This window comes from Paenibacillus sp. J22P169, assembly GCF_059691995.1.
The window spans coordinates 115,261-139,861 of the sequence record NZ_JCAUAO010000008.1; the positions used below are offsets into that span (position 1 = coordinate 115,261).

Below are 24,601 nucleotides of genomic sequence, written 5' to 3' on the forward strand. Positions count from 1 at the left end.
TTGCGCGCGGGCCTCGATGTAATTGAGTTTTGAACTTCAAAACCCAATATAGATGCATTTTCTGTAGTTAATTTTTGATAGAATTCACGATTTTGACCAAATAGATGGATTTCCTACAGTTAGATTCAGCTAATATCTCTGATTCCACTGAATTCAGCAGAAATAGATGTAGGAAATCCAGTTAAACCACGAAATCAGGGATTTCCAAAGAAAATAACTGGATTTTTTACAGCTAACTCCCTATTGAAGGGGAATGGCATAAGCCGGCGTTGCTCAGGTATGGAGTCGCGCATCGTGCTAGAGTAAGAAGGCATCAGCGGAAGAAAATGTAGTTGGCGAGCGCGATTTTAATAAAGATCAACTTTCAGCTTCTTTCCAAGCTTCGTATCGTTCACCCAGCCGACATAAGAATCGAGGGTTTGGAAATTATGATCCATCAGGATGACTCCGACGAATGGGAATTGCTTGCGATGACGGTAGCGCACATCTGCCCATCTCACCTCATAGCCCCAGCGATGTTCTTTGACCTCAGCACAGGTGAAGGAGGAGAAATACAGCAGCGATTGAATGTCCTCGTGGTGCTTGGAAATCTCGATAGCTGGGTGATCAGAGCAAGTAATGGTGTCGAGCCACTTGAGCTTGCCATTCTTGAGCTCGCCTAACTGATAGGTTCCATCGGCGCACTCCTTTACGACATTCCAGACATAGAGGTTGAATGTTACAATAAGCGTATATTTATCACCGGGCTGAAAGGTTGCATCTTTGCGATAGAGACCTTTTTCAATAATAGCGTGATCTAGGGTTCGCCAAATGTAATAAAGCGCGAGTAAGCCATACAAGGTTGGGAAAATCAGCTGTGGCTTCGCTAGATCGAAGGACCACATGAAGATTGCGGCAATGTGACTGGTAAATATAAAGGGATCGAAGATGTGGATGATGTTCCAGGATACCCACTTTTCTGAAAAGGGCCGAATGGCTTGAGTGCCATAGGTGTTGAAACAGTCAGTGAACACATGCACGCAAACGGCGATGCCGATCCACATGGCTAGATGCAAGAAAGAGATACCATGGAAGAATGGCGCAAGTGCCCCAGTGATCAACAGCGTCCATAAGGGCAAGGCAGGCAAAGAGTGTGAGCGACCGCGGTGATTGCGAATATACACAGCATTTCCTTTGAAACGGAGGAGTCCATCGATGTCAGGAATCTGAGAACCAACGACAGTTCCAATAAAAACAGCAGTCGTTGCTGCCGTATTTGCAGAAATGCTCGGATCGATTTGCGAAAGTCCTGCTAATCCTAAGCCGATGACGAGATGAGTGCCTGTATCCAACTGGTTATCCTCCTAAGTGTTCTGTACACATGGTTTGTTCTGTATCTGTTGTGAAGGGGGGCAATTAACAAGGGTCAATTAACATCTTGCTCTTAGTTTACCATTTTAGAGTAAAAAATAAATCAGAAGGAGATCTAAAAATGTCTAAAGTTTTTGTAGAGTATGCCATAAAATCTGAATTTCGAGCTTCATTTCTCATCTATATGCAACGACTTCAGCGGCGGGAAGGGCGTTTGGAGCTATTGGAAGGGACGGATCAAGAGGGACTTTATGTAGAAATTTGGAAAGACGTTACGTATGAGGACTATCTGAGTATGAAGGAGAAACGCTTAAATGAGGGGTTGGCTAGCGGCTTGGAGGGCGATTGGGAGCAATGGATCAAAGGCGGCATCCAAAAGCTGCATATGTGGCATTTTTCACCAGCTAAGTATTCCTAAAATAAAAAAACCGTTGCTCTCTCACAAGAGCAACGGTTGACGCATGCTATTTAGTTATTATCTGGAGACTCCGCCCCGGAAGGGGTAGGTGTAATTGAGTTCTTCATCAAATGTAATGTAATCCAAATTCACCATAAGTAATAGGAAACGCATGCCAGTAACAGGATCGCTGATGATGATATGATCACGACCTGCAGCTTCTAATCTTCCTTTGAAAATCTTGGCGTTCCACTCGGAGTTATTTTCATATGTCATGTAGATGGTAGCCATTTTACCAAGGTTCAAACGCAGAATATTTTCGATATACGATTCTTCGACCGGAAGGCCAGGTATATTCACTCCTGTTTGTAAACCACTTCCTGGGGGTGTAAGTACAGATCCGGCAGGTGTTTGGGGAACAATCTTATTCGTAATGTTGGTTGGAACAGGGAAAGCGGGATAGGGATTGCCATATTGCATTTGCGGCATTGCTTGATTACCTATTTTGTAAGGGTTATTCAACATAATGATAATTTCCTCCTCGAGCTTTCAACACGAAAGCTTTCTTCATAAATGTGTTTTTAACAAACAGTTCTCCATCAAGTACTCTTTTTGCCAAACGAACATCAGAATCCCGGGGCTTTTTGGTGCGAATGTTTTTGAAATCGAGACAATTCGCTTTGACCCGATTTACGCCTGCATTTCCAACCATCAGCATACCCTGTTCCCCTTCGCCCTCAGCTTCGGCTCGGAGTAATCGTGCCAATAATTGCCGATCATTTGAATTTGATTTATTACGGCCATTTAGATGGTCACTCCTTTCCGTCGCCTAAGTTCGTAAAGGTCATTTTCCATAATCATCATATTGTGCTGATGCCTATTTGGTGACGAATTTGAAAGTATTTCACAAAACAAAAAAAAGCTCCCGAAGGAGCTTACATGAGTAGAAATTTATAACCGACACCCCAAACGGTCTTGATGTGCTTGGGTTCTTTAGGATCTTCTTCGATTTTTTTGCGAAGGTTAGCAATATGTACGTCGATTGCACGTTCAGTTACCTGGGAATCAAAGCCGCGAACGCGATTTAACAATTCTTCTCGACTGTAAACCCTGCCTTGATTTTGCCAGAAAAGCTTCATGATTTCGTACTCGGAGAAGGTTGTTTCGATATTCTTACCGTCCACATAGAGACAGCGTTTCTCCAAATCCAACTGAATTCCCTGTTGATTAGACACGTCGGATGGTGATGGAGCCTGTGGTGGAAAGGCGTTGGAACGTCGAAGTAAGGCTTGTATTCTAGCGGATAGCTCTCTCATCGAAAATGGTTTGCATAAATAGTCATCTGCACCTGTCTGAAGGCCCTTCACACGATCGGAAACTTCGTTCTTGGCAGATACCATCAGGATCGGAATGGTTGAGGTATGACGAATCGTCGTACATAGTTGTATCCCATCCATATCGGGCAGCATAAGGTCAAGAATAATCATATCAGGCTGAAATTCTTGAAATAAGACCTCGCCTTGTCGGCCATTCTCCGCTCTTTTCACTTCATAGCCATCTTCGTATAAGTAAATAGACATCATTTCACCGATACTTACATCGTCTTCGATAATTAAAATTTTTGACATACAGGTTCCCCTCCTTTTCCTTTAAAAGGCTAGGTGCTCGATATGCCGTCCGCAATAATCGATCCTATCTATATGACATGTTATCCTATCCATTTTGTGACGTCCAGTTTTAACTTATTTTCAAACAGAAAAAAGAAGCTGTTCGCTACTTAAACCATTCATCCTTAGGTCAAGTTGGCCAGCTTCTTCTTATAGGGAGGGTGCAAAGAAATAAAACAATCATACGGTCAAATGCTTTCGGACGAGATCTTCGCTTAAATGCTCCGCTTTCCCTTCGGCTGCTATAGTGCCGCGGTCGAGCACATAGTAGTAATCAGCGATGCTTGTGGCGAATTCTAAACTTTGCTCGACCAAAAGCGCCGCAATTTCTCGATTTCGCTTAATCGTTTCAATGATCGCCTCGATCTCCATCACGATAGAAGGCTGTATGCCTTCCATAGGTTCATCCAGCAGCAAGAGCTTAGGTCCAGAAGCTAATGCCCGCGCAATGGCTAGCTGCTGCTGCTGACCGCCGCTGAGGTCCCCTCCTTTGCGATGTAGCATTTGATGTAGAACGGGAAATGTATCGAAGAGCGTTTCTGGCAATTTCTTGCGGCGATCTGCCGCGGCCTCGAGGCCTAACATAAGATTTTCCTCCACAGTGAGTTGGGGAAATATTTCCCTTCCCTGTGGTACGTAGCCGATACCTGACTTCGCGCGGCGATCTGGTGAAGATGAAGTGATGTCTGCTTCCATGTAGCGGATATAGCCGGACCTTGGCTTAATGAGACCCATAATACTCTTCATCAGTGTTGATTTCCCAACTCCGTTGCGCCCCATTAGACAAACGATCTGACCGGGTCTTACTTCGAGGTTGACGTTACGGATAACCATACTTTCGCCATAGCCGGCCTCTATACTTTGTAGTTTAAGCACCGCGTTCAACTCTCCTTCCGAGGTAAACTTCCGCTACTTTGTCATCATTCTGAATCTCTTGCATGGAGCCTTCTCGGAGGACGGTTCCTTCATGAAGAACAGTTACCGTTCTAGCGAATTGGCGTACGAAAGCCATGTCGTGTTCAACTACGATAATGGTCTGATTTGCTGCAATCTCATGAAGCAGTTCACCTGTCTTCTCTGTTTCACTGTCGGTCATGCCAGCCGCGGGCTCATCGAGCAACAACAGATCAGGCTCTTGCATCAGAAGCATACCGATTTCTAGCCACTGCTTCTCCCCATGGGAAAGGGAGCCTGCACGTTCTTTGGCCTTACTCTGCAGGCCGATCATTTCAAGCCTAAGGAGAAGGCGTTCTCTCTGCTCACTCGTGGTTTTGGCCCAGAGCGCGCTGAGAAGACCGCGCTGCTGCTTCATCGAAAGCGCCAGATTTTCAAAAACCGTTAAGGTAGAGAAAACGGTAGGCGCTTGAAATTTACGGCCGATGCCTAGCTGGGCAATTTGGTGCTCTTGGTGCTTGGTGAGATCAATAGAATCTTTGAAAAAGACATGCCCTTGTGAAGGCTTTACTTTGCCGCAGATCACATCGAGCAGCGTCGTCTTACCAGCACCATTGGGGCCGATAAGAAAGCGGAGCTCACCATATTTTAAAGAGAAATCTAGATTTCGCAAGGCTTTGAATCCGTCGAAGTTCACCTCAAGTCCCTTGACGCTCAGGATTGTCTCGTCAGTTGTCGTTTGTTGTTTCGCTAATTGTCCTAGCATTGAAATGTTCCCCTTTCCGGTTTTCATATACAGAGTTTATGTTTCTATGACTTCTTGCGTTGAAGCGATCTGCTTCGGGTGAGTGTTTCTTTTCCAATTAGAGAAATAGTGGGTCAGTGTGCCAACGATTCCCTTCGGCAGGAGTAGAACGACAATGATGAACATGGCTCCCAGCATGATTGGCCACCAAGCGGGATAGGCTTCGCTGAAAGTCGTTTTGGCTGCATTTGTAATTAGTGCTCCTAGAATAGCGCCTCCAATGGTTGAACGACCGCCAATCGCTACCCATAGAACCATTTCAATGGATGGCACGATACCCATTTGCGCTGGTGAGATGATCCCTTCTTGGAGTACGAAGAGTACGCCGGCAAGTCCAGCTAATCCTGCCGAGACGCAGTAGATGAAGACTTTATACGTGACGGGATTATAGCCAATAAAGCGCACCCTGTTCTCGCCATCCCGAATGGCAGTAAGAATATTGCCAAGCCGGCTGGTCACGAGCAGGGAGCTCAGGATAAGAACGACAAGTACAACGGCTAGAGTAAGATAGAAAAACAGCAGCTTCGTCGATTGTAATTGCAGGTTCAGACCGAGAAAGGTTGTGAAATTCGTCAAACCATTCGTCCCTCCTGTATAGCCTTGCTGCCCGACGAAGAGCGTCACCGTAATGATGACTAATGCTTGGGATAAAATGGAGAAGAATGCGCCTTTAATCCGATTGCGGAAAGTGAAATAGCCAAGGATGAAGGCGACAATCATCGGTACAATAAGCGCCAAAAGGAACGCGGCTGCCGCACTGTGGAATGGTACCCAGAACCAGGGCAAACTTTTGACTCCGCTCCAGGACATGAAATCAGGCAATTGATTAGGTGTGGAAGCCAGCTTTAGATGCATGGCCATGCAATAGGCGCCGAGTCCGAAGTAAACGCCATGACCAAGGCTTAAAATACCGGTATATCCCCAGATTAAATCAATTCCGATCGCGATAATGGCATAAGCCAGGAATTTGCCGAGTAAGGATAAACGAAAGTCAGACAAGAACAGGGGGGCAAGCGCGATGAGTAGTAAACATATCCCATAAATGGTTAGCTTGAGCTTAGATTGTCTGGCAAAGAGCATAGACGATTGTCACATCCTTTCTTCAATCTAAGGATCTCGAACGCATCGTTACAAGTCCCATTGGTTTCCATTGTAAGAAGGCGATGATCAGTGTAAATACAAGCACTTTACCGAGCGTAGCGCTAGTCGTATATTCCAAGGCGGTATTGAATACTCCGATCCCTAATGCACCGGCAACGGTGCCGATTAGCTTACCGATCCCGCCAAGCACGACGACCATAAAGGCATCTACAATATAGTAGGTGCCAATCGTGGGTCCAATCGGTCCAAGCAAGGACAACGCACATCCGGCGATACCTGCCATGGCTGAACCGAAAGCAAAGGATTGCGCATCGACTCTACGCGTAGAGATACCTAAACACGAAGCCATTTGGCGATTTTGCATAACGGCTCTCATTCGTCTTCCGCCAGCAGAGTGATAGAGATATAGATAGATGATGAAGATACATAATGCTACAAGCCCAATGATAAAGAGTCTTTTATATGGAAGAATTAAGTCTGCCGTTACATGCCATCCGCCTTCCAGCCATTGCGGCGCTTTAACAGCGACATTCGGAGCACCGAAGATGGATCGAGCAATTTGTTGTAAGGCAAGAGAAACGCCCCAGGTAGCTAATAAGCTATCCAACGGTCTGCCGTACATGAAACGGATGAGCACTACTTCGAGCAGCCAGCCTATGGCGAAGGCGACAACAAAGGCAACGCCAAGTGAAACGACGAAGTACCAGCCGAATGCAGAAGCCGGCATATAGGATTGGAACCATTTCTGTACGAGATAAGCCATATAGGCACCGATCATAATAAATTCGCCGTGCGCCATATTCATGACATTCATGAGACCGAAGGTAATGGCGAGACCGATAGCGATTAAGAGCAGAATGGAGCTTAAGCTGAGTCCGTTAAATAATTGAAGCAGCAGCAAACTCATGACAACCTCTCCTTCAAAAGTTTTGAGTTGTCCATGCAAGCGAAGCGGGATAGTGAAAACTCAAAACTCGCATCGGAAGCATAGGCTCTGAAACGGGAGTAAATGATGAAATCCAGGACTGCGGTTAGGCAGTCCTGGTTTCTGAGTACCGACTTGTAGTCGTAAGATCACTTCGTTACTTCTACGCCCCAAGGATATGTTTTGAGGAATGGATCCGGTTTGAGTGCTTTGCCAGAGTTCCAAATTTCTTTAATTTGGCCAGCAGCTGTAATTTGACCAATTCGTGCTGTTTTGTAAATATGTTGATTCTCACCATCAATGGTGACTTTGCCTTCAGGTGAATTCCACTCAATGCCTTTGGCTGCTGCTTTTACTTTCTCTACGTCAAAGGAACCGGCTTTCTTCACAGCTTCAGCCCATAGATAAACAGCTGTGTACCCAGCTTCAATCGGATCATCCGTTACACGGTCTTTGCCGTATTTGGCTTTGTAAGCCTCAACGAACTTCTTGTTCTCAGGTGTATCTGTCGTTTGGTAGTAGTTCCATGCTGTGTAGTGGCCATCGAGAACGGAAGCACCGATACCACGCACTTCTTCTTCGGCAATACTCACGGACATGGTTGTTAAATCTTTCGAGGTGATCCCCGCATCTTGCAGTTGTTTGAAGAAGGCAACGTTACTATCGCCATTCAAAGTGTTGAAGACGACATCTGGTTTTTCCTTTTTAATCTTACTAATGATTGTATTGTAGTCCGTGTGTCCAAGCGGTGTGTACTCTTCGGCAACCGTTGTTCCGCCATCTGCTTTCAACTGCTCTTTAATAATTTTGTTGGCTGTTCTTGGGAAAACATAGTCAGACCCGAGGAGGAAGAACTTCTTGCCTTTGTTTTGCAGGAGCCAAGTGACTGCGGGGATGATTTGTTGATTCGTCGTTGCGCCGACGTAGAAGATGTTAGGTGAGGATTCTACGCCTTCATACTGAACCGGGTACCACAGTAAGCCTTTGTTTTGCTCGACTACCGGAAGCACTGCTTTACGGCTAGCAGAAGTCCAGCAACCGAAAATCGTTACTACGCTGTCTTTTTGCAGGAGCTTCTTTGTCTTCTCTGCAAAAGTTGGCCAATCCGATGCCCCATCTTCGATCACGGGTTTAATCTTTTTGCCTAATAGACCCCCAGCTGCATTAATTTCATCAATTGCCATGAGCTCAGCATCTCTAACGGATACCTCACTGATGGACATTGTACCTGTTAGTGAGTGTAGAATTCCCACTGGTACGGTGTCGCCAGATGTTGTTGCAGCCACAGGTGCAGTCGTCGTAGAGGTGGTAGATTCTGTCTTCGCACAGCCGGCCGCAACTAACATCAAAGCCATACTTAGTGCAACTGTAAGCTTACCCTTGTTTCTTATCTCTCTCATTCACGTCCCACTCCCTTGCCTTACAAGATTTGGATTACATGGCTTATGATAAATGGCGATACAAGTTAATGTCAACATACATGACACATGCGAAACGTTTTTTGTTAAAAATGCACAAAAAAGCGTGAAAATCTTGTGAAAATCACATGAAAACGAAATAAATCTTTTAAAATCAAGTTTTAGATGTCACTATACATAACATTATAGATTTACAATCGCTAAATACACGAATATAATGAGTGTAAAGGATTACCATTATTCGGTTTTTGAAGAGGTGAGAAACGTGCATTTAACGGAAAGAGAAAAAGAGAAGTTGCTCATAACCGTAGCTGCTGACCTAGCCAGACGAAGATTAGCCAGAGGATTAAAGCTGAATTACCCTGAAAGTATTGCATTACTGACTTCCGAAATAATGGAAGGAGCTAGGGATGGCTTGACGGTCGCGCAGCTCATGGCGTTTGGTACGACTATTTTGAAGGCAGATCAGGTTATGGAAGGTGTTCCTCAAATGATTCATGAAGTGCAAGTGGAGGCCACGTTTCCCGATGGGACCAAATTAGTTACCGTACATGAACCCATAACGTAATCACAGGAAAGGGGCGAGCGCATGGTTCCCGGCGAATATCGAACAGCCAAAGGCTTTATTGAAATGAACGTTGGCAGACAGACGATAGATATCATCGTTACCAATACAGGAGATCGACCGGTTCAAGTAGGGTCGCATTTTCACTTTTTTGAAGTAAATAGAGGTCTTGCGTTTCCACGGGAGTTGGCATTTGGCATGCGGCTAGACATTCCAGCCGGAACAGCTGTCCGTTTCGAGCCTGGTGAGCAGAAACCCGTTCAGCTTGTTGAATTAGGCGGGGCGAAGCTGTCTTATGGGCTTAATAATTTGAGTCAAGGATTTGCGGAAAAAGACAAAATGTCGGTCGAAACGAGAGAAAGATGGCAGGCATGGGAGGGGATACTCGGTGAGTCGAATAGATCGTAAGAACTATGCGCTGATGTTTGGCCCTACTACAGGCGATGCCATTCGGTTGGCAGACACGGAACTCTGGGCGCAAATCGAGCATGATTACACGGTATATGGTGATGAATGTAAATTCGGTGGCGGGAAGGTTATCCGTGACGGAATGGGACAGTCTAGCGGCGCGACCCGTGCAGAGGGTGTCTTAGATACATTAATAACGAATGCTGTCATTATTGATCATTGGGGTATTGTCAAAGGCGATATCGGTATTCGTGATGGTCATATTGTAGGTATTGGAAAAGCAGGCAACCCAGATATTATGGATGGTGTGCACCCGAATATGATCGTAGGTGCTAGCACAGAGGTTATTGCGGGTGAAGGTAAAATCGTAACCGCTGGAGGCATCGACGCACATATCCATTTCATTTGTCCACAGCAAATTGAAACTGCGCTTTCCTCAGGCGTGACGACGATGATCGGTGGTGGAACCGGGCCTGCAACGGGTACGAATGCCACAACCTGCACACCTGGTGCATGGCACATGCAGCGGATGCTGGAGGCAGCCGAAGCGTTTCCAATGAATCTGGGCTTTACCGGCAAAGGTAATTCGTCCTTCCTGGAGCCGCTGACTGAACAAATTGAAGCGGGCGCCATTGGCTTGAAGCTTCATGAAGATTGGGGAACAACGCCGGCAGCTATCGACATGTGCTTGGAAGCGGCAGATCGTTATGATGTGCAAGTCGCGATTCATACGGACACATTAAATGAAGCGGGATTTCTTGAAGATACGCTTGCAGCAATCAAAGGACGCACCATTCATACGTATCATACCGAGGGCGCCGGGGGCGGTCATGCACCGGATATTATCCGAGCGGCCGCTGAGCTGAATGTCCTACCCTCCTCGACAAATCCGACACGCCCGTACACGATCAATACAATTGAGGAACATTTGGATATGTTGATGGTGTGCCATCACTTGGATAGTCGAATTCCGGAAGATGTCGCTTTCGCAGATTCTCGGATTCGCCCTGAAACGATTGCAGCGGAGGATATTTTGCATGATCTAGGCGTGTTCAGCATGCTGAGCTCCGATTCCCAAGCGATGGGGCGAGTGGGTGAGGTCATCATTCGTACGTGGCAAACGGCGGATAAAATGAAAAAACAGCGTGGACCACTAGCTCCCGATACCGAAGATAATGATAATTTTCGCATTAAACGCTACATGGCAAAATATACAATAAATCCTGCTATTACGCATGGCATCTCGCATCTTGTTGGGTCAATTGAACCAGGCAAGTTCGCAGATTTGGTCGTTTGGAGTCCGATGTTTTTCGGTGTAAAGCCGGATCTGGTCCTCAAGGGTGGCAGTATCGCGTATGCGCAAATGGGAGATCCGAACGCCTCCATTCCAACGCCTCAACCTGTGTTCGGTAGACCGATGTTCGCTGCATTTGGGAAAGCATTGACGCAAAGCTCGATTACATTCGTTTCTCAGGCTGCTTATGACAGCGGGATCGCAGAACGCTTTGGATTGCAAAAGCGGATTGAGCCGGTGAAAGGCTGCCGCAGCATTTCCAAGAAAAATATGATCCATAACGATGGAACACCTTCTATAGAAGTAAATCCTGAAACCTACGAGGTGAAGGTTGATGGGGAGGCTGTGACCTGTGAGCCGGCGACAGAACTACCGATGGCTCAGTTGTATTTCTTATTTTAAATGTAATGGAAGGAAGTCCCGATTGAGGTGACGACATGACAGCAACAGAACAATCATCATTTCATTGGTTAGCCTATCAGCAACTGTTGGATTCAGCGCTTCCGATTGGTGGGTTTTCCCACTCATTTGGATTGGAAACACTAGTCCAGCAAGGGAGATTGACGACAATCTCAGAGCTGGAGGCCTACATTCGGTCGATGCTCGCGAACAGCTGGGCATCCTCGGATGCCATGGTCATAAAGGCTGCTTATATGCACATTCCTGACGGGGAGCTAGGGCAGCTTTGGGACATTGACCATATGCTCCACGTACAGCGGGTAGGCAGAGAGAGTCGGCTCGGTGTTCAGAAAATGGGACGCAGGCTGCTTCAATTATCACGTTCGCTGTATCCGGAGCTGAATTGGCAGCCATTCGATGATGCTGTGAATGCCGGGAAATGCAGTTCGAATCATCCCATTGTTCACGGCTGGGTGAGCTACCATCTGGGCGTTCCACTCCATCAGGCTGCTGAAGGCTATCTATACACCTGTATCATGACTTGCATCAATAGTGCGCTCAGGCTCATGTCCATTGGACAAACGCAAGGTCAGATGCTATTGGCGAAGCTAGTTCCTTTAACAGGAAGCGAATGGCAGCGCGTTTTACATATGGATCCAGTGGAAGCCTACACGAATTCACCTGCGGGGGATTTAGCTATGATGCAGCATGAAACCTTATATTCCCGTTTATTTATGTCCTAGAAGGAAATCTAATCATAGATCTGAGGAGGAATGACGATGTGTCAAGGTAACGGTCATCATCATCATCACGAATGGGAGAAGCCTGCAGCAGATCGCAATCGCCCTATGCGAATTGGCATCGGAGGTCCCGTAGGTTCAGGCAAAACAGCGCTAGTCGAGCGCTTGGCAAGAAAGCTGAACGGCCGCTATAGCATTGCAGTTATTACGAATGACATTTATACGAAGGAAGATGCACGTATTCTGATTAGCTCTGAAGCGTTGCCTGAGGAGCGAATTATTGGGGTAGAGACCGGTGGATGCCCGCATACAGCGATTCGTGAGGATGCATCCATGAATTTTGAGGCAATTGAAGAGCTGGAGAAGCGGTTTGAGAATCTCGATATTATTTTCATTGAGAGTGGTGGCGATAATTTGGCGGCTGCATTCAGTCCGGAGCTTGTGGATCGCTTCATCTATATTATTGACGTGGCCCAAGGGGAGAAAATCCCTCGTAAAGGCGGTCCTGGCATCATGCGTTCGGATATGTTGATTATTAACAAAATCGATCTCGCCCCTTATGTAGGCGCTAGCCTTGAAGTGATGGATTCCGATACGAAAAAAATGCGCGGCGAACGTCCGTATATTTTCTCAAACTTGATGGGCGGTACAGGGTTGGATGATATCGTGACTTGGGTGGAGACGGAGTTCAGCCATGCCTAAGCTGACTGGGGAGATATCCGCACAATTTGCAGTACGCAGCGGCATCACACGACTCGTACACAAATATCATGCCTCCCCGCTCAAAATCGCCAAAACGTTTCATTATGAGAATGAATCGTGCATGGAAAACGCCGAGCCAGTGGATCAACTTGGCGTCTATATGATGGATTGCTCACCTGGACTCATGTCGGGAGATCATTACGAAATTAACGTGCGCCTTGAAGAGGGCGCACGTGTTTTTCTAACGAACCAGTCGTTTACGAAGGTTCATCCTGCAACAAAGGATCAAGGAAGCACGCAGCATCAGATACTTCGTCTCGAAGTTGATGCACTGCTTGAGTATATGCCTGAGCCACTCATGCTGTATAAGGACGCGGACTTGTCTGCGAAAACGGAGGCGCATTTATCAAAGGGATCCGTTTTGATTTTCTCTGACGTCATCTGTCCCGGTCGAGCGCAGCGGGGAGAGATCTTTCAGTATTCAAGGTATGTGAACCAAATGAAGGTTTGGTATGAGGGAGAGCTGATTTTTTATCAGAATCAGCGGATTGAACCAGCGACGATGCTTTTATCTTCACCAGGTTGCTGGGAAGAGGAGACGCATATGGGGAATCTGTTTATTTTCTCGGATCGGCTCAAACAGAATCATTTGGAGGCGATTATGGAGAAACTGAGCCAGTTGGAAGGTAGCACGGTTCGAGTGGGAGCGAGTTTGACGTATAAATATGGCATCGTCGTGAACGTCATGGGAAGGCATGCTTGGGAGTTGCAGGATGCATTGACGACGGCGTGGCATCAGATTCGCCGCAGTTTATTGGCGTTAACGCCATTGCTGGTGAATAAATAGAAAGAGGAGGCAGGGATGACCTGTCTCCTCTTTCTATTTATTCAGCGTCGGCTGTGGAGGAGCCTTTACGCCTGCGCGCCGCAGGATAAGGCCCTTTTTGGGCCTTAAAGCTCCCGTCACTGGAGGCGAGTGAGGTCCGCACCGTCCAACTTTTTCACATATTTCAAAATGGAATCGAATGGTAAGTTCATTTTCCACGCATACTGGAAAGGAGAATCGACAATATGATGACAACTGCCCATGCTTCATTGTCAAATGATGTAGGGGTTGGTATGATGAGAATGTTCATTTAGATGGAGGATCGGAAATTCAACATAGAGGAGGTTAATTTATATGGAAAATCAAGTCACCTACGAAACCGTTTCGAAAGGCTCGTCTCAAGAGTCCGTTGGAACTGATTCTATAGATGCCAGCCTAACGAGAGGTGCGGCAGAACCTGTGACCCTGAAAGAGTTTTACCGACTGGTGAAACCAGGAATTATTTATTCGAATCTGATGACAGCTTTTGCTGGTTACTGGCTAGCTGCTCAATGGGATGTGGACTGGATCCATCTGATTATGACCATGCTGGGGACAGCATTGGTGATGGCTGGAGGTACAGTGCTGAACAATTATCTGGACCGTGAGATGGACGCGAAGATGGAGCGCACACAGAATAGAGCACTTCCAAGCGGAAGACTCAGCGCTAATTTCGTACTCGGGTACGGTATCATACTGGGGACAATCGGTTTAGGCGTTCTGTATTTTGGGGCACAATCACCTTTAGCAACATTGATCGGTGTACTTGGATTGTTTCTATATGTATGGCTCTATACGGCATGGTTCAAAAGGACATCCGTTTGGAGCACATTCGTTGGTGCATTCTCAGGTGCGACGCCACCCGTCATTGGATATTGTGCGGTTAGCGGGACAGTCGATTTAGGAGCTATACTGATCTTCCTGTTCTTGTTCTTGTGGCAGCCGCCGCATTTCTGGGCGCTTGGCATTCGCCGCATGGAAGAGTACCGTGCAGCGGGCTTCCCGCTTTTGCCAGTCGTTAAAGGGACTTTCGTGACGAAAATTAGTATGGTTCGCTATGTCGTTCTATTAGTACCTGTTACGGTTATGTTAACGGCGTATGGCTATGTGGGAACTATCTTTTTGATCGTATCCACAATTCTTGGATTAACATGGGTTTTCATGAGCGTCAAAGGGTTCAAAGCAAATGGGGAAGCGGAAATTGTATGGGCAAAGCGTATGTTCTTGTTCTCCCTTTTATATTTGACGCTGTTATCGATCTTGATGGTCATTGATACAACGGCGAAAATTTAGTAAGTCTGGGGGACGAAAACGATGGGGACGTTTTTCGAGAAAAACTGGTTTAAGTTAGCACTGGGTTTAATATTAGTTGCGATGATTGCATCCTTTGCATATAAATTAGTGTCGAACGGCAGTAAGCCGGATGAAAGATTAACAGCAATGAAGGCAGCGCCTTCGTTTCAGCTGCAGGATTTAGATGGCAAAACGGTTACCTCCGAAAGTCTGAATGGCAAGGTGCGACTAGTCTATTTCTTCTACTCTTTTTGTCCGGATGTGTGCTTGCCGACGAGCTTCTTGATTTCGCAGGTACAGGATAAGTTGAAGGACAAAGATCTACTGGGCTCCAAAGCAGAAATTCTTTCAATTACAGTGGATCCCAATAGGGATACGGCTGAGGTGTTAAAAGCATTTGGAAATCGCTTTGAGTCGAAACCGATCCCTGGCGGATGGACGTTCCTCCGAGGTGAGGAAGCGAAAGTTCAGAAGCTTGCTGAGGACTTCGGTATCATGGTCATCAAAGAGAAGGATGGTAATTTCTCGCATGCCAATGCGATTTTGCTAGTGGATCCGAAAGGTCAGCTAAGAAATTACTATGATGCAAGCAATCCAGAGTTGGATGCGGATCATATCGTGAAAGATGTTGTAACCCTTTCAAAAGGGAAATAACGCAAAGTAGTTATTCATAAGCAGGGTTGGGCGCAGGGTAGATAATATACGCGTCCAGTCCTGCTTTTTCTAATTGTTGAATGAGATATTCTTCAGGCGTTCCTTCTACGCCCGCATAGCCCTTACGGGTATAAATGTGTTCAGCATCTGGAAATGTATCACGCAGCAAATAACGAATTTTTTTGCCGGATGCGTCATTGTCCGTGAAAATATAAACGGGAAGATGGTCAACTTTTTTTCGCAGCGAATCAAGCGTAATAGAACTAGGAGTTCCGAATGTGCAATGGATGCTGACAGTATCATCAACCACGCGTTTCAAGCGACTTTTATCATTTTTACCCTCAACAATAATGGCAATGGACATGGGATCACCTTCACTCCTTTTTAGAGTAGTATACCCCGTTTGGAGCGGCGATCCAAGTAAAGCGAAGCTTCGATATTTCCTGGGAAATGACAAGGATTTACAGCGTATGACAGCAGGAAAAGGCCTGATGGTTGGCATCAAGCCATTTGGTGGGGCTTCGTTATGAAGATATAACATGCGATTTGAACGTACGGAGCGGCAATAGGGAAAGGGCTAGCATGAGAATGAAGAATGCAATGAAGTAGGAGGAAATATGATCGCGAAGCTGACCTGCCATCATGGGGCCAATAAAAGCACCGACGGAATATGAAATCGATAGCAAAGAAAACACGCGACCATATCTAGAACTACTTGTTATGCTGGCAAGCAATGCTGCAAGAGCTGGATAGATGACTCCTTTGGCCATACCGATGAGAAAGAGGGAAACCGTCAGAGGAATCGGCCATTGGACGGCTAAACCAAAGAACACTGCTGCAAGCCCAATACTGCCGCCGATCGTTCGAAGAAATGGAGATATTTTATTCAAAAACCAGAAAGAGATGCTCAGCAGCGCACCTAAACTGACCAACGTGAAAAATACACCAGAAGTAAGGATGGACTCCCGTGCCGATTTCATCAAGGGGAGCTCAAAGAACAAAATCCCTTGCGAGCATGAAAGTGCCATGGGGATGAGGAAGAAAAGCCAGGGGATAGAGACACCATCCGAACTATCATTAATATCCTGAGATCCATGGTGACCATGGGGGTCTAAAATAGCTGTTGAACCTGCTTGCTTCCCTTGGTGAGCTAGTAGTTCCTTCTCTTTCACGCCGAAAATGGCAAGGAAGCCCGTGATGATTAGGACCCAGCCTAACACGGAAAACGCGGTGGTAAAGCCAATTTTGGCCACTAATATAGCACCTGCCGCAGGTGAGACCACGGATGCAAGGGTGTGAACGAGTCCATTGCCTGCCATAAGCTTGCTTTGATGAATGCGATCACGTGCTATGCGAGCTAGTAAAGTTAAACAAGCTGGCGATAGGAAGGCAAGAACAAATCCGCTGATGGAACGAATGTAAAGCAGATGCCAGGGGTCTGTGACATTCGATTGAAATAGTAAGATGATCCCTGCTACAATCAAACTAAAGACTATGAATAATTTGCTGCCATATTTGTCCACACCATAGCCTGCAATGAGATTGCCGGGGAGATGTGTAAGAGAGTAAACACCCATGATGAGCCCTATAAAAGAGGGAGCAGCTCCCAATGATAAGGCGAAAGGGGATAAAATCGGGTATTGCGCGTGTAAATCAAAAAATGCAACAAACATAAATAAGTACAACCATATGGCTGTTCGCACGGTTTCACCACCTCGATCCTTTAGTCTTGTCTTCTTAAGTTTTACGCTGCTCGTCCTAAGGATATGACCGTTCGGGACAAATGACACAATTTCGGTACATAGGAGGAAGCATGGATCCAATTGTTTTTATACTGTTGGCCGCAGTTGGCATTTTTCTTGTATTTCGTTTAAGACAGTCCTATCGGAAAACAGGAAGAACGATGGATAAAACCAAAGAAATTGAGCAGAAGCTAGCACAGTTAAGGAAAAAAAGAGATGAAGATTAAGGAGTCCATGTAGTATGATAGGAAGGGACTTTTGGATTACAAGGAGGGGTTAAAAATGGATCAGTGGATTTCGTTTGCACAGGATCGTTGGTATTTAATTGTAGGGGCTATTATTGTTCTATTTATTGTGATTGGTATTGTAAAAACCGTGGTGAAATGGGTAGTGGTTCTTGTCATCGTGGGGGCGCTTATCGTTTATGGAGCGAGCTATAAGGATAAAATAAAAGATATTGGGGCAACTGTCGTTTCCCAAGTCAGTGATGATATCAAGGATAAAGCAGTTAGCGCCTTGACGTCAGAGGCCAAAGAAGCCAAATTTAAGGCCAATGCAGATGGTTCCTTTTTGATCACGACGAAAAGCTTGCAAGTGGAAGGTAAACCAGGATCCGATGAAGTTCAGATCACCTTTCTCGGGAAATCTTTCAAAATGAATGCTAATTCTGCTGTGAATGCATTCATTGAGCAAGCAAAGAAAAATGCCTAGACAAAGCTAGGTCAGCCTATCAAAGGAAGGTGAGTACACATGACGGATAACGCGTGGTTTTCAACCACCTCAATTAATCTTATATCCATCTTGATCGTTCTCACGATTGCAGCTTCCGTGCTGCAAGGATTTTTCCGTGGTGGCTCCGGCTCGGCCAGGCATTTCGTAGCAATGTTGGTGGAAGCAGTGCTCGCCATCTTATCCATGTTGATTGCTTGGAAAGGCGTGCAACTGATTTCACCTTGGATTCAAACGTGGTTGAAAGGGCAGGATTTGCAAATTCCGGCGGTGGACTTAAGTACGATCAAACAAGCCTATTATACCGCCATCACTAGCTTGCGTGATTTTCCATTACTCCGTTTCGGGGTTTTATTTATCCTTGGCTATGTCATTATCAAACAAATCTTAAATTACTTGGTTGATGTTTGGCTAGGGCGTTGGTTGGCTGAACGATATGCGATGCCCAAACGCAGTCATTCCATTCTAAGCTCGGTTTCAGGCGGGGCTATAGGTTCCATAGCCGGATTTGCTAGAGCTCTGATGCTAATCGCGATATTATTCATCTATGTCTCTTTGTTCCCACACTCGTTGATAACCCCCTATATTGAGTCCTCGCATATGTATCAAAAAGGAGCTCAAGAAGTTATTTCACCGTTCACAGGTGATTTTATAGCGGAAAAGGCGCCTGTTTTCACACGTGCTGTTGAGCAGGAATTCACGAATATTCTACAACGTAAATATGAAGTACTCGATGCGAAAATCCCGGGAAATATTGCTGATGCGGCGAAAGAAATTACGGCGGATGCCAAGACGGATGAAGATAAAGCCAAATTACTGTACAGTTGGGTAGGAACCCGAGTTCAGTATGATTGGGATAAAGTGAAATTATACGAAGAACAGCGGATTTGGAAGGAGCAGACGCCTGAGGATACGTTCAATACCAAAGAGGGTGTTTGTATTGATTATTCTAGGTTATATGCACAAATGGCCAGATCCATTGGATTAGATGTGAAGGTTGTCACGGGTTTAGGGTATGATGGACAAGGCGGATATGGTCCTCATGCTTGGAATGAAGTGTACCTTAAGGAAACGAATAAGTGGGTGCCTCTGGATTCTACTTGGGTAGCGAGCGGTGCGAATTGGTTCAATCCGCCGAATTTTGATCAAACCCACGTAAGGGACGTTTAAAGGAGACGAAATGCGAAAAGAGTTAACATCATACAAGATGATTTACTTAGATGCAGGTGATACTTTGGTAACGATTCCTGCAGCACAAACGATATTGAAGCAATATTTGCAATTGCGCGCTGTTGACCGAGATGAAGCGCATATTCATGAACTTTTTACTGAAGCATTTCGTCTATATTATTATGTTGAGAAAAAAGATAACTTCGTGGTGTGCAGTCCAGAGTCAGATCGTGAATTCTGGGTTAACCTATACCACTATGTCCTGCATAAGCTAGGCGTTCATGAAGAGTGGACGGAGGAAGAAATTTTTAACTGCTGTCATGAACTTTATGAGATTTTCACAGCACCCGAGCATTACGATTTGTTCGATGATGTGAAGCCATTTCTGGAAGAACTGCGAGCACAAGGTTTCCGTATCGGTATTATCTCTAATTTTGCGCCTACGCTGAAAGCTATTTTAGCAGACAAAGGTGTATTGCACTATTTTGACCCAGTACTCGTATCCACAGAAGTTGGCTTGGAGAAACCTGATCCTGCAATTTTTGAGCTTGCGCTACAGATGGCGGGCGTTGCGGCCGAGGACGTGCTGTATGTCGGGGATCATGAGACGAATGATATTTGGGCCCCTAATCAAGTAGGAATTGATGCTGTTCGTATAATTCGGTATCCATATCATACGGGAGATGGGATCCGTTCCCTGCTCGAACTGATTCAGGAGCCTGCCGGCGATGTACGACCTAAGTGAGAAAGGATATGAACCACCATGAAATCATCCATTATGGATGATCCGAAGAAAAAAGAAATTACAAAAAAACGGCACTTTTCGTTTCGGATCAATATATTTTTCTTCGTTACCTTTTTATTGTTTTCCGTGCTAATCGTGAGGTTAGCAATTCTTCAATTTGTTCAAGCCAAAGATCTGAAGGCTGCAGAGAATACCAATACGAATCAGACTAACAAGATCGCCCCGATTCGCGGTAATATTTATGATTCTACGAAATCCCCGCTGGCCTATACAATTCCCGTACAGTCCTTATTTTTCCGTATTGAACCAGGCCAGGATAAGGATGCTAATATTGATTTAGCCAAGCGCATTAAGAAGGTATTTGACGAGTATGCTAAACCGAATACAGTCAGCCCTACCGCTGAGGAGATCGTCCTTGCGATGGATCTGGGCTATGACATTAATAAAAATAAAGTGAAAGACCCAAGTTACTTTTCAGTGCCACGTCGTATTAAACCGGATTTATCCAACGGTGAAATTGCCTATTTGCTAGAGCACCGGGATGAATTCAAAGGGCTGGAAGTGACGGAAGAAAGTATCCGCACCTATGAAGTGGAAGATGATAAGACGACAATTGCTACGCAATTGGTCGGGTATACGAATGCATTTTCAACCCAAACAGCGAAAGAAATCTATAAGGATAATCCGAATAGTGAAGAATATTTAAGTAATGAGAATGTCGGTTTCGATGGGATCGAGCGGATGTATCAGGATGAGCTGCGCGGAAGGAATGGCAGTAAGAAATATCCGGTGAATGCCGCGATGAAAATTATTGGAAGAGCGGAAGTCACAGCCCCGATTAAGGGGAATAATCTGTATCTGTCGATCAATAAGGACGTTCAGAAGGCTGCAGAGAAAGTGCTCCATGATCATATTCTATATCTTCGCGATCCTTCACATGCGAATGATCTGTATATGAAAACGGGCATGAAGGCATCTTCTGGCTTCGCCGTTGCTATGGAAGTAGATACGGGCCGCATCGTTACGATGGCGAATTATCCGGATTATGACGCGAACGCTTGGACAGGTGGAATATCGCCAGGTATTTATAAGGACATCAGTACCTTTATTTCCAATGGTACGATTATGACTGCAAAATCGAAGTTTCCGGATGAGAAAGAAAATGCGAAACATCCTTCCTCCATCGTTTTCATGGGTTCTACGATTAAGCCATTATCGGTGTTAATTGGTTTGAAGGAAAAGTTCTTTACAGCGGGGCAGACGTATTATGATTCTGGTTCATTCAGCTTCGGTAAGGATGGTAATAGCACTATCTCGAACTCAGGAAAAACCGCTTACGGTTCCTTAAATGCAGCGGGAGCGATTGAACACTCCTCGAATACGTATATGTCTGCGATGGTAGGTATTCCGTTCTGGAACAAGTATGGGAGAGAGAATCAGAAGGTGACGGCTAAGTGGGCTGAGTATTTGGCTAAGTTCGGCATGGGCGTGAAAACGGGAAGTGGCTTGCCAGGTGAATTCGCAGGCTCGAATGACTTTATCAAAAATGCCGAGAAAGACAGTTATCAATCGGCAATGGTTTACGCATCATGGGGTCAGAATGAGAAAACGACAACGCTGCAGCTTGCGCAATATACAGCAACACTTGCCAGTCGTGGTAAACGGATGAAGCCATTGTTTGTCGATGAAATAAGAGATTTTCAAGGTGAATTAGTGAAAAAGGTTGAGCCAGAGGTTCTTGAGGATTTCTCGAAGGAATTCGCTCAGGCTGATTGGAATACGATTATCCATGGAATGAAAAGTGGCGCCGAAGGTATTGAAGAATTGCCATTCAATGTCGCTCGTAAAACGGGTACATCCACACAAGTTGTAGCAGGTGGATCTGTTGAGAATGCGGTGCTTATCGCCTTTGCTCCGGTCGAGAATCCGAAACTGGCAGTGGCGGTCGTAGTACCAGAGGGTGGATTTGGACGCTACGGCGCATCCCCGATAGCAGCGAAAATCTTCGAAGCGTATGACGCGGCGAACGATGGCATTTTGACGAAGCTTGGCGGCGGGAAGAGGCCTTGGTAATCAAGAGGAAGAAAGAGGGAGCTTGCTGCGGCAGGCTCTTTTTTTTGCGATTAGAACTTGCTTCTGAAGCACGGTTGCTAATCCTGGAATGGTCTAAATTGGTGGATGAGGGTGGGGCGGTGTATGTGCGCGCATGTGGAGTTTGGATAGGGGAGCAATAGATGGATTTCATACAGTTAAATCTTCTGAAAATCGATATAAATGGAGAATAGATGGATTTTGTACCGTTAATTTAAAGAAATTTCGCCTATATACGCTATCGGGGAGAATTAGCTGCATTTTTTCCATCTAAGACGAATTAACAGGGTGAATCTGCGAAAGTAGATGTATAATTTCCAGTTAATTCAAGTTGCTGGGATCAGCACTCGCGCGAATTCCCCCCCCTATTAGCCCAGCAAATAGCAAAGTAGAACCTTAGCCTAACAATGAAGAAATCTGGTCGATTTCAGCAGCTATTTAAGCTGTAAGCACCAGTTACACAACGGCAGCATATCCTATTCCAAGGGTAGGAACTTCTTATACCCCAAATGTTGCCTTAGATCAACTTTTGTGCACACAGGAAAGGTGGTCGAATCAATTGAAAAAAAGCCGGTTATCTGCTTCTTTAAAACGACTTCTCATTTCCATCATTTTTCTATAGGATACAGCAATTCTCGTACGCTCATGGCATTTCCTGAATGACGGGCTGATATGGTATACTAATATATCGGTTGTCCAAGAGAAGAATGATGAGAGTACGGAGGAGTGAGTCTCACCATGTGTGGTATTGCAGGTGTTATGTATTTTGAAGATAGAGAACCAACTGAAGCGATGCTTCAGCAAATGACGGATATGATCGTTCACCGGGGGCCGAATGATGTGGGCTTCTGGACAGAGAATCGTATTGGTTTAGGATTTAGACGTTTGTCCATTATCGATATCAAAGAAGGCCATCAGCCATTAGCTAATGAAGATGAAACCGTTTGGATTATTTTCAACGGTGAAATTTATAATTACAAAGAGCTGCGCACGATGTTGAAGGAGCGCGGTCATATTTTCCGCACGCAGAGTGACACAGAGGTCATCGTTCATCTATATGAGGAATTCGGCGAAGATTGCGTGAAGCACATGCGCGGAATGTTTGGCTTTGTAATCTGGGATCGCAAGAAAAAGCAGCTGTTCGGAGCGAGAGACCATTTCGGTATTAAGCCGTTCTATTATCATGTAAGTGACCGTCAGTTTATGTTCGGCTCGGAAATCAAGAGCTTGCTGGCGGCGGATGGCATGAATCGGTTGATCCATACGGACAGCTTGCTGAATTATTTGACCTTTCAATATGTACCAGAGCCAAACACAATGTTCCAAGGCATCTATAAGCTGCCGCCTGCTCATTCGGTAACAATTACGTTTGACGGTAAAATGACGCTACATAAATATTGGGATCCGATGTTCGAACCGGAAGAGAAGCCATTTGACTATTATGTGGAACAAATTCGTGAAGGCTTGAAAGAATCCGTTAAGTTGCACATGGTCAGCGATGTGGAACGAGGATGCTTCCTATCGAGCGGGATCGACTCGACGGCTATTGCAACGCATATGCGGAATATCGAACCGATCCGCACATTCTCTGTTGGCTTCGAAGGCGCCAACAACGAGACGCCGATTGCCGCTCAGACCGCTGCAACGCTCGGGACAGAGCACTACGATAAAATCATCACGCAGGATGATTTCTTTGCCACCATGCCAAAGGCGATCTGGCACCAGGACGAGCCTGTCGCCGATCCTTCGGCCATCGCGCTCTACCACGTGGCTCAGCTTGCGCGCGAGCACGTAACGGTTGTGCTGTCCGGCGAAGGCGCGGACGAGCTGTTCGGCGGCTATCGCATTTATCGCGAGCCGCAGTCGCTCAAGCCGCTGGATCAGCTGCCGTCATCGGTGAAGCGTATGCTGAACCGTTTCGCACGCATACTGCCGAGCGGAGTGAAAGGCCGCAACTATGTGTTGCGGGGGACGACTCCGCTAGAGGAACGCTTCCTCGGGAATGCCAAAATCTTCTCCGAGGATATGAAAGCGGAAGTGCTCCGTCTCGATAGCGAGATGCTGCGTGCCTACAAAAATCCCGTGCAAATCGCCGGCGATTACTATAACAAAACAAAGCATCTGGATCCGGTAAGTCGAATGCAATACATCGATATGAATTTGTGGATGCCTGGTGATATTTTGATGAAGGCTGACAAAATGACAATGGCACACTCCCTAGAGCTGCGTGTTCCATTCTTGGATAAAGAGTTGTTCGAGGTAGCTCGCCGTATTCCAGCTAAATATCGCATTGCGAATGGCACTACGAAGTACATCTTCCGTAAAGCGATGGAAGGGATTATTCCTGATCCGATTCTGAATCGTCCGAAGTTAGGCTTCCCTGTTCCACTTCGTGATTGGATGAAGGGTGCCATGGGCGACATGGTCATAGATCAAATCAAGACTAGTGGCATTGAAGATTATATCGATATTGGAGCGGTCGAGAAAATGCTGCATAAGCATCGTATTGGTCAAGGAGACTACGCAAGACGCTTGTGGACCCTTTATATATTTGCACTATGGCACAAAACGTTCATGGAAGAGCTGCCTAAGAAAGTGCTCACTGCTTACTAGGTCCACAAGTTAAGGCACCATGAGACAGGAGTTG

At 45.9% G+C, this 24,601-nt stretch carries 25 protein-coding genes and 1 pseudogene; 15 read left to right on the forward strand and 11 right to left on the reverse strand.

Annotated elements, in window-relative coordinates:
- Positions 1 to 347: 347 nt before the first annotated feature.
- Complete coding sequence (locus AC58QG_RS28200) at positions 348 to 1,331, reverse strand: metal-dependent hydrolase (protein WP_497365401.1); 984 nt, start codon at positions 1,329 to 1,331, stop codon at positions 348 to 350.
- 140 nt (positions 1,332 to 1,471) lie between these two features.
- Between AC58QG_RS28200 and AC58QG_RS28205 the strand changes: the two genes are divergently transcribed.
- Complete coding sequence (locus AC58QG_RS28205) at positions 1,472 to 1,768, forward strand: hypothetical protein (protein WP_497365402.1); 297 nt, start codon at positions 1,472 to 1,474, stop codon at positions 1,766 to 1,768.
- 57 nt (positions 1,769 to 1,825) lie between these two features.
- Here AC58QG_RS28205 and gerQ read toward each other — a convergent pair whose 3' ends face one another.
- The 8 genes and pseudogenes from gerQ to urtA all read right to left on the reverse strand — a co-directional run bounded on the left by gerQ (position 1,826) and on the right by urtA (position 8,539).
- Positions 1,826 to 2,272, reverse strand: a complete 447-nt coding sequence (gene gerQ / locus AC58QG_RS28210) for a spore coat protein GerQ (RefSeq protein ID WP_497365403.1) — start codon at positions 2,270 to 2,272, stop codon at positions 1,826 to 1,828.
- 124 nt (positions 2,273 to 2,396) lie between these two features.
- Positions 2,397 to 2,513 (reverse strand): annotated as a pseudogene (locus AC58QG_RS28215) (cell wall hydrolase); the annotation flags it as partial.
- Positions 2,514 to 2,682: 169 nt separating this feature from the next.
- Positions 2,683 to 3,375 carry a response regulator transcription factor gene (locus AC58QG_RS28220; protein WP_497365404.1) on the reverse strand — a complete coding sequence of 231 codons (693 nt, stop codon included), beginning with the start codon at positions 3,373 to 3,375 and terminating at the stop codon, positions 2,683 to 2,685.
- 219 nt (positions 3,376 to 3,594) lie between these two features.
- Positions 3,595 to 4,290, reverse strand: coding sequence for an urea ABC transporter ATP-binding subunit UrtE (urtE, locus tag AC58QG_RS28225; protein ID WP_497365405.1), 696 nt, complete (start codon positions 4,288 to 4,290; stop codon positions 3,595 to 3,597).
- A complete protein-coding gene (gene urtD / locus AC58QG_RS28230; RefSeq protein WP_497365406.1) occupies positions 4,283 to 5,074 on the reverse strand; it encodes an urea ABC transporter ATP-binding protein UrtD in 792 nt (263 codons plus the stop codon). The genes urtE and urtD overlap by 8 nt, the downstream gene beginning before the upstream one ends.
- Positions 5,075 to 5,110: 36 nt before the next feature.
- Positions 5,111 to 6,193, reverse strand: coding sequence for an urea ABC transporter permease subunit UrtC (gene urtC, locus AC58QG_RS28235; protein WP_497365407.1), 1,083 nt, complete (start codon positions 6,191 to 6,193; stop codon positions 5,111 to 5,113).
- A 22-nt stretch (positions 6,194 to 6,215) separates the two neighbouring features.
- Positions 6,216 to 7,121, reverse strand: a complete 906-nt coding sequence (urtB, locus tag AC58QG_RS28240) for an urea ABC transporter permease subunit UrtB (RefSeq protein WP_497365408.1) — start codon at positions 7,119 to 7,121, stop codon at positions 6,216 to 6,218.
- Positions 7,122 to 7,288: 167 nt separating this feature from the next.
- Positions 7,289 to 8,539 (reverse strand): urea ABC transporter substrate-binding protein, encoded by a 1,251-nt coding sequence (gene urtA / locus AC58QG_RS28245; protein ID WP_497365409.1) that lies wholly within the window; start codon positions 8,537 to 8,539, stop codon positions 7,289 to 7,291.
- Between the two features lie 283 nt (positions 8,540 to 8,822).
- Between urtA and AC58QG_RS28250 the strand changes: the two genes are divergently transcribed.
- The 8 genes from AC58QG_RS28250 (at position 8,823) to AC58QG_RS28285 (ending at position 15,477) form a co-directional block, all read left to right on the forward strand.
- Positions 8,823 to 9,125 (forward strand): urease subunit gamma, encoded by a 303-nt coding sequence (locus AC58QG_RS28250; protein ID WP_056613424.1) that lies wholly within the window; start codon positions 8,823 to 8,825, stop codon positions 9,123 to 9,125.
- 21 nt (positions 9,126 to 9,146) lie between these two features.
- Positions 9,147 to 9,530, forward strand: a complete 384-nt coding sequence (ureB, locus tag AC58QG_RS28255) for an urease subunit beta (protein ID WP_497365410.1) — start codon at positions 9,147 to 9,149, stop codon at positions 9,528 to 9,530.
- Complete coding sequence (gene ureC / locus AC58QG_RS28260; protein ID WP_497365411.1) at positions 9,511 to 11,226, forward strand: urease subunit alpha; 1,716 nt, start codon at positions 9,511 to 9,513, stop codon at positions 11,224 to 11,226. The genes ureB and ureC overlap by 20 nt, the downstream gene beginning before the upstream one ends.
- A gap of 35 nt (positions 11,227 to 11,261) precedes the next feature.
- Complete coding sequence (locus tag AC58QG_RS28265) at positions 11,262 to 11,966, forward strand: urease accessory protein UreF (RefSeq protein ID WP_497365412.1); 705 nt, start codon at positions 11,262 to 11,264, stop codon at positions 11,964 to 11,966.
- Positions 11,967 to 12,002: 36 nt separating this feature from the next.
- A complete protein-coding gene (gene ureG, locus AC58QG_RS28270; protein WP_497365413.1) occupies positions 12,003 to 12,665 on the forward strand; it encodes an urease accessory protein UreG in 663 nt (220 codons plus the stop codon).
- Complete coding sequence (locus AC58QG_RS28275; RefSeq protein WP_497365414.1) at positions 12,658 to 13,512, forward strand: urease accessory protein UreD; 855 nt, start codon at positions 12,658 to 12,660, stop codon at positions 13,510 to 13,512. Before ureG ends, AC58QG_RS28275 begins: the two co-directional genes overlap by 8 nt.
- A gap of 333 nt (positions 13,513 to 13,845) precedes the next feature.
- The gene (cyoE, locus tag AC58QG_RS28280; protein WP_497365415.1) at positions 13,846 to 14,823 is read left to right on the forward strand and encodes a heme o synthase; all 978 of its coding nucleotides are present in this window, start codon (positions 13,846 to 13,848) and stop codon (positions 14,821 to 14,823) included.
- A 21-nt stretch (positions 14,824 to 14,844) separates the two neighbouring features.
- Positions 14,845 to 15,477, forward strand: coding sequence for an SCO family protein (locus tag AC58QG_RS28285; protein WP_497365416.1), 633 nt, complete (start codon positions 14,845 to 14,847; stop codon positions 15,475 to 15,477).
- Between the two features lie 10 nt (positions 15,478 to 15,487).
- On the opposite strand, the gene AC58QG_RS28290 is transcribed toward AC58QG_RS28285, so the two are convergent.
- Positions 15,488 to 15,841, reverse strand: a complete 354-nt coding sequence (locus AC58QG_RS28290) for a toprim domain-containing protein (RefSeq protein WP_497365417.1) — start codon at positions 15,839 to 15,841, stop codon at positions 15,488 to 15,490.
- Between the two features lie 160 nt (positions 15,842 to 16,001).
- Complete coding sequence (locus AC58QG_RS28295) at positions 16,002 to 17,180, reverse strand: MFS transporter (RefSeq protein ID WP_497365418.1); 1,179 nt, start codon at positions 17,178 to 17,180, stop codon at positions 16,002 to 16,004.
- Positions 17,181 to 17,290: 110 nt separating this feature from the next.
- Here AC58QG_RS28295 and AC58QG_RS28300 point away from each other — a divergent pair, with 110 nt between their 5' ends.
- The 6 genes from AC58QG_RS28300 to asnB all read left to right on the forward strand — a co-directional run bounded on the left by AC58QG_RS28300 (position 17,291) and on the right by asnB (position 24,567).
- On the forward strand, positions 17,291 to 17,446 hold the full coding sequence (locus tag AC58QG_RS28300) for a hypothetical protein (protein ID WP_497365419.1): 156 nt from the start codon (positions 17,291 to 17,293) through the stop codon (positions 17,444 to 17,446).
- A gap of 55 nt (positions 17,447 to 17,501) precedes the next feature.
- Positions 17,502 to 17,930 (forward strand): hypothetical protein, encoded by a 429-nt coding sequence (locus tag AC58QG_RS28305; protein ID WP_497365420.1) that lies wholly within the window; start codon positions 17,502 to 17,504, stop codon positions 17,928 to 17,930.
- A 39-nt stretch (positions 17,931 to 17,969) separates the two neighbouring features.
- Entirely contained in the window at positions 17,970 to 19,118 is a 1,149-nt protein-coding gene (locus AC58QG_RS28310) for a transglutaminase domain-containing protein (protein ID WP_497365421.1), read from the forward strand.
- Between the two features lie 10 nt (positions 19,119 to 19,128).
- Complete coding sequence (locus tag AC58QG_RS28315) at positions 19,129 to 19,863, forward strand: HAD-IA family hydrolase (protein WP_497365422.1); 735 nt, start codon at positions 19,129 to 19,131, stop codon at positions 19,861 to 19,863.
- An 18-nt stretch (positions 19,864 to 19,881) separates the two neighbouring features.
- Positions 19,882 to 21,936: a peptidoglycan D,D-transpeptidase FtsI family protein gene (locus tag AC58QG_RS28320; protein ID WP_497365423.1), complete on the forward strand. Its 2,055-nt coding sequence runs from the start codon at positions 19,882 to 19,884 to the stop codon at positions 21,934 to 21,936.
- Positions 21,937 to 22,692: 756 nt separating this feature from the next.
- The gene (gene asnB / locus AC58QG_RS28325; RefSeq protein WP_497365424.1) at positions 22,693 to 24,567 is read left to right on the forward strand and encodes an asparagine synthase (glutamine-hydrolyzing); all 1,875 of its coding nucleotides are present in this window, start codon (positions 22,693 to 22,695) and stop codon (positions 24,565 to 24,567) included.
- Positions 24,568 to 24,601: the final 34 nt, after the last annotated feature.

Bases quoted from the DNA above. Each gene is read 5' to 3' on its own strand.
- asnB (WP_497365424.1), top strand. From the start codon at position 22,693: ATGTGTGGTATTGCAGGTGTTATGTATTTTGAAGATAGAGAACCAACT.
- AC58QG_RS28315 (WP_497365422.1), top strand. From the start codon at position 19,129: ATGCGAAAAGAGTTAACATCATACAAGATGATTTACTTAGATGCAGGT.
- AC58QG_RS28220 (WP_497365404.1), bottom strand. From the start codon at position 3,375: ATGTCAAAAATTTTAATTATCGAAGACGATGTAAGTATCGGTGAAATG.
- ureB (WP_497365410.1), top strand. From the start codon at position 9,147: ATGGTTCCCGGCGAATATCGAACAGCCAAAGGCTTTATTGAAATGAAC.
- urtB (WP_497365408.1), bottom strand. From the start codon at position 7,121: ATGAGTTTGCTGCTGCTTCAATTATTTAACGGACTCAGCTTAAGCTCC.
- ureG (WP_497365413.1), top strand. From the start codon at position 12,003: ATGTGTCAAGGTAACGGTCATCATCATCATCACGAATGGGAGAAGCCT.
- urtA (WP_497365409.1), bottom strand. From the start codon at position 8,539: ATGAGAGAGATAAGAAACAAGGGTAAGCTTACAGTTGCACTAAGTATG.
- AC58QG_RS28265 (WP_497365412.1), top strand. From the start codon at position 11,262: ATGACAGCAACAGAACAATCATCATTTCATTGGTTAGCCTATCAGCAA.
- gerQ (WP_497365403.1), bottom strand. From the start codon at position 2,272: ATGTTGAATAACCCTTACAAAATAGGTAATCAAGCAATGCCGCAAATG.
- AC58QG_RS28290 (WP_497365417.1), bottom strand. From the start codon at position 15,841: ATGTCCATTGCCATTATTGTTGAGGGTAAAAATGATAAAAGTCGCTTG.
- AC58QG_RS28305 (WP_497365420.1), top strand. From the start codon at position 17,502: ATGGATCAGTGGATTTCGTTTGCACAGGATCGTTGGTATTTAATTGTA.
- AC58QG_RS28285 (WP_497365416.1), top strand. From the start codon at position 14,845: ATGGGGACGTTTTTCGAGAAAAACTGGTTTAAGTTAGCACTGGGTTTA.
- AC58QG_RS28320 (WP_497365423.1), top strand. From the start codon at position 19,882: ATGAAATCATCCATTATGGATGATCCGAAGAAAAAAGAAATTACAAAA.
- AC58QG_RS28300 (WP_497365419.1), top strand. From the start codon at position 17,291: ATGGATCCAATTGTTTTTATACTGTTGGCCGCAGTTGGCATTTTTCTT.
- cyoE (WP_497365415.1), top strand. From the start codon at position 13,846: ATGGAAAATCAAGTCACCTACGAAACCGTTTCGAAAGGCTCGTCTCAA.
- AC58QG_RS28310 (WP_497365421.1), top strand. From the start codon at position 17,970: ATGACGGATAACGCGTGGTTTTCAACCACCTCAATTAATCTTATATCC.
- urtD (WP_497365406.1), bottom strand. From the start codon at position 5,074: ATGCTAGGACAATTAGCGAAACAACAAACGACAACTGACGAGACAATC.
- AC58QG_RS28275 (WP_497365414.1), top strand. From the start codon at position 12,658: ATGCCTAAGCTGACTGGGGAGATATCCGCACAATTTGCAGTACGCAGC.
- urtC (WP_497365407.1), bottom strand. From the start codon at position 6,193: ATGCTCTTTGCCAGACAATCTAAGCTCAAGCTAACCATTTATGGGATA.
- AC58QG_RS28205 (WP_497365402.1), top strand. From the start codon at position 1,472: ATGTCTAAAGTTTTTGTAGAGTATGCCATAAAATCTGAATTTCGAGCT.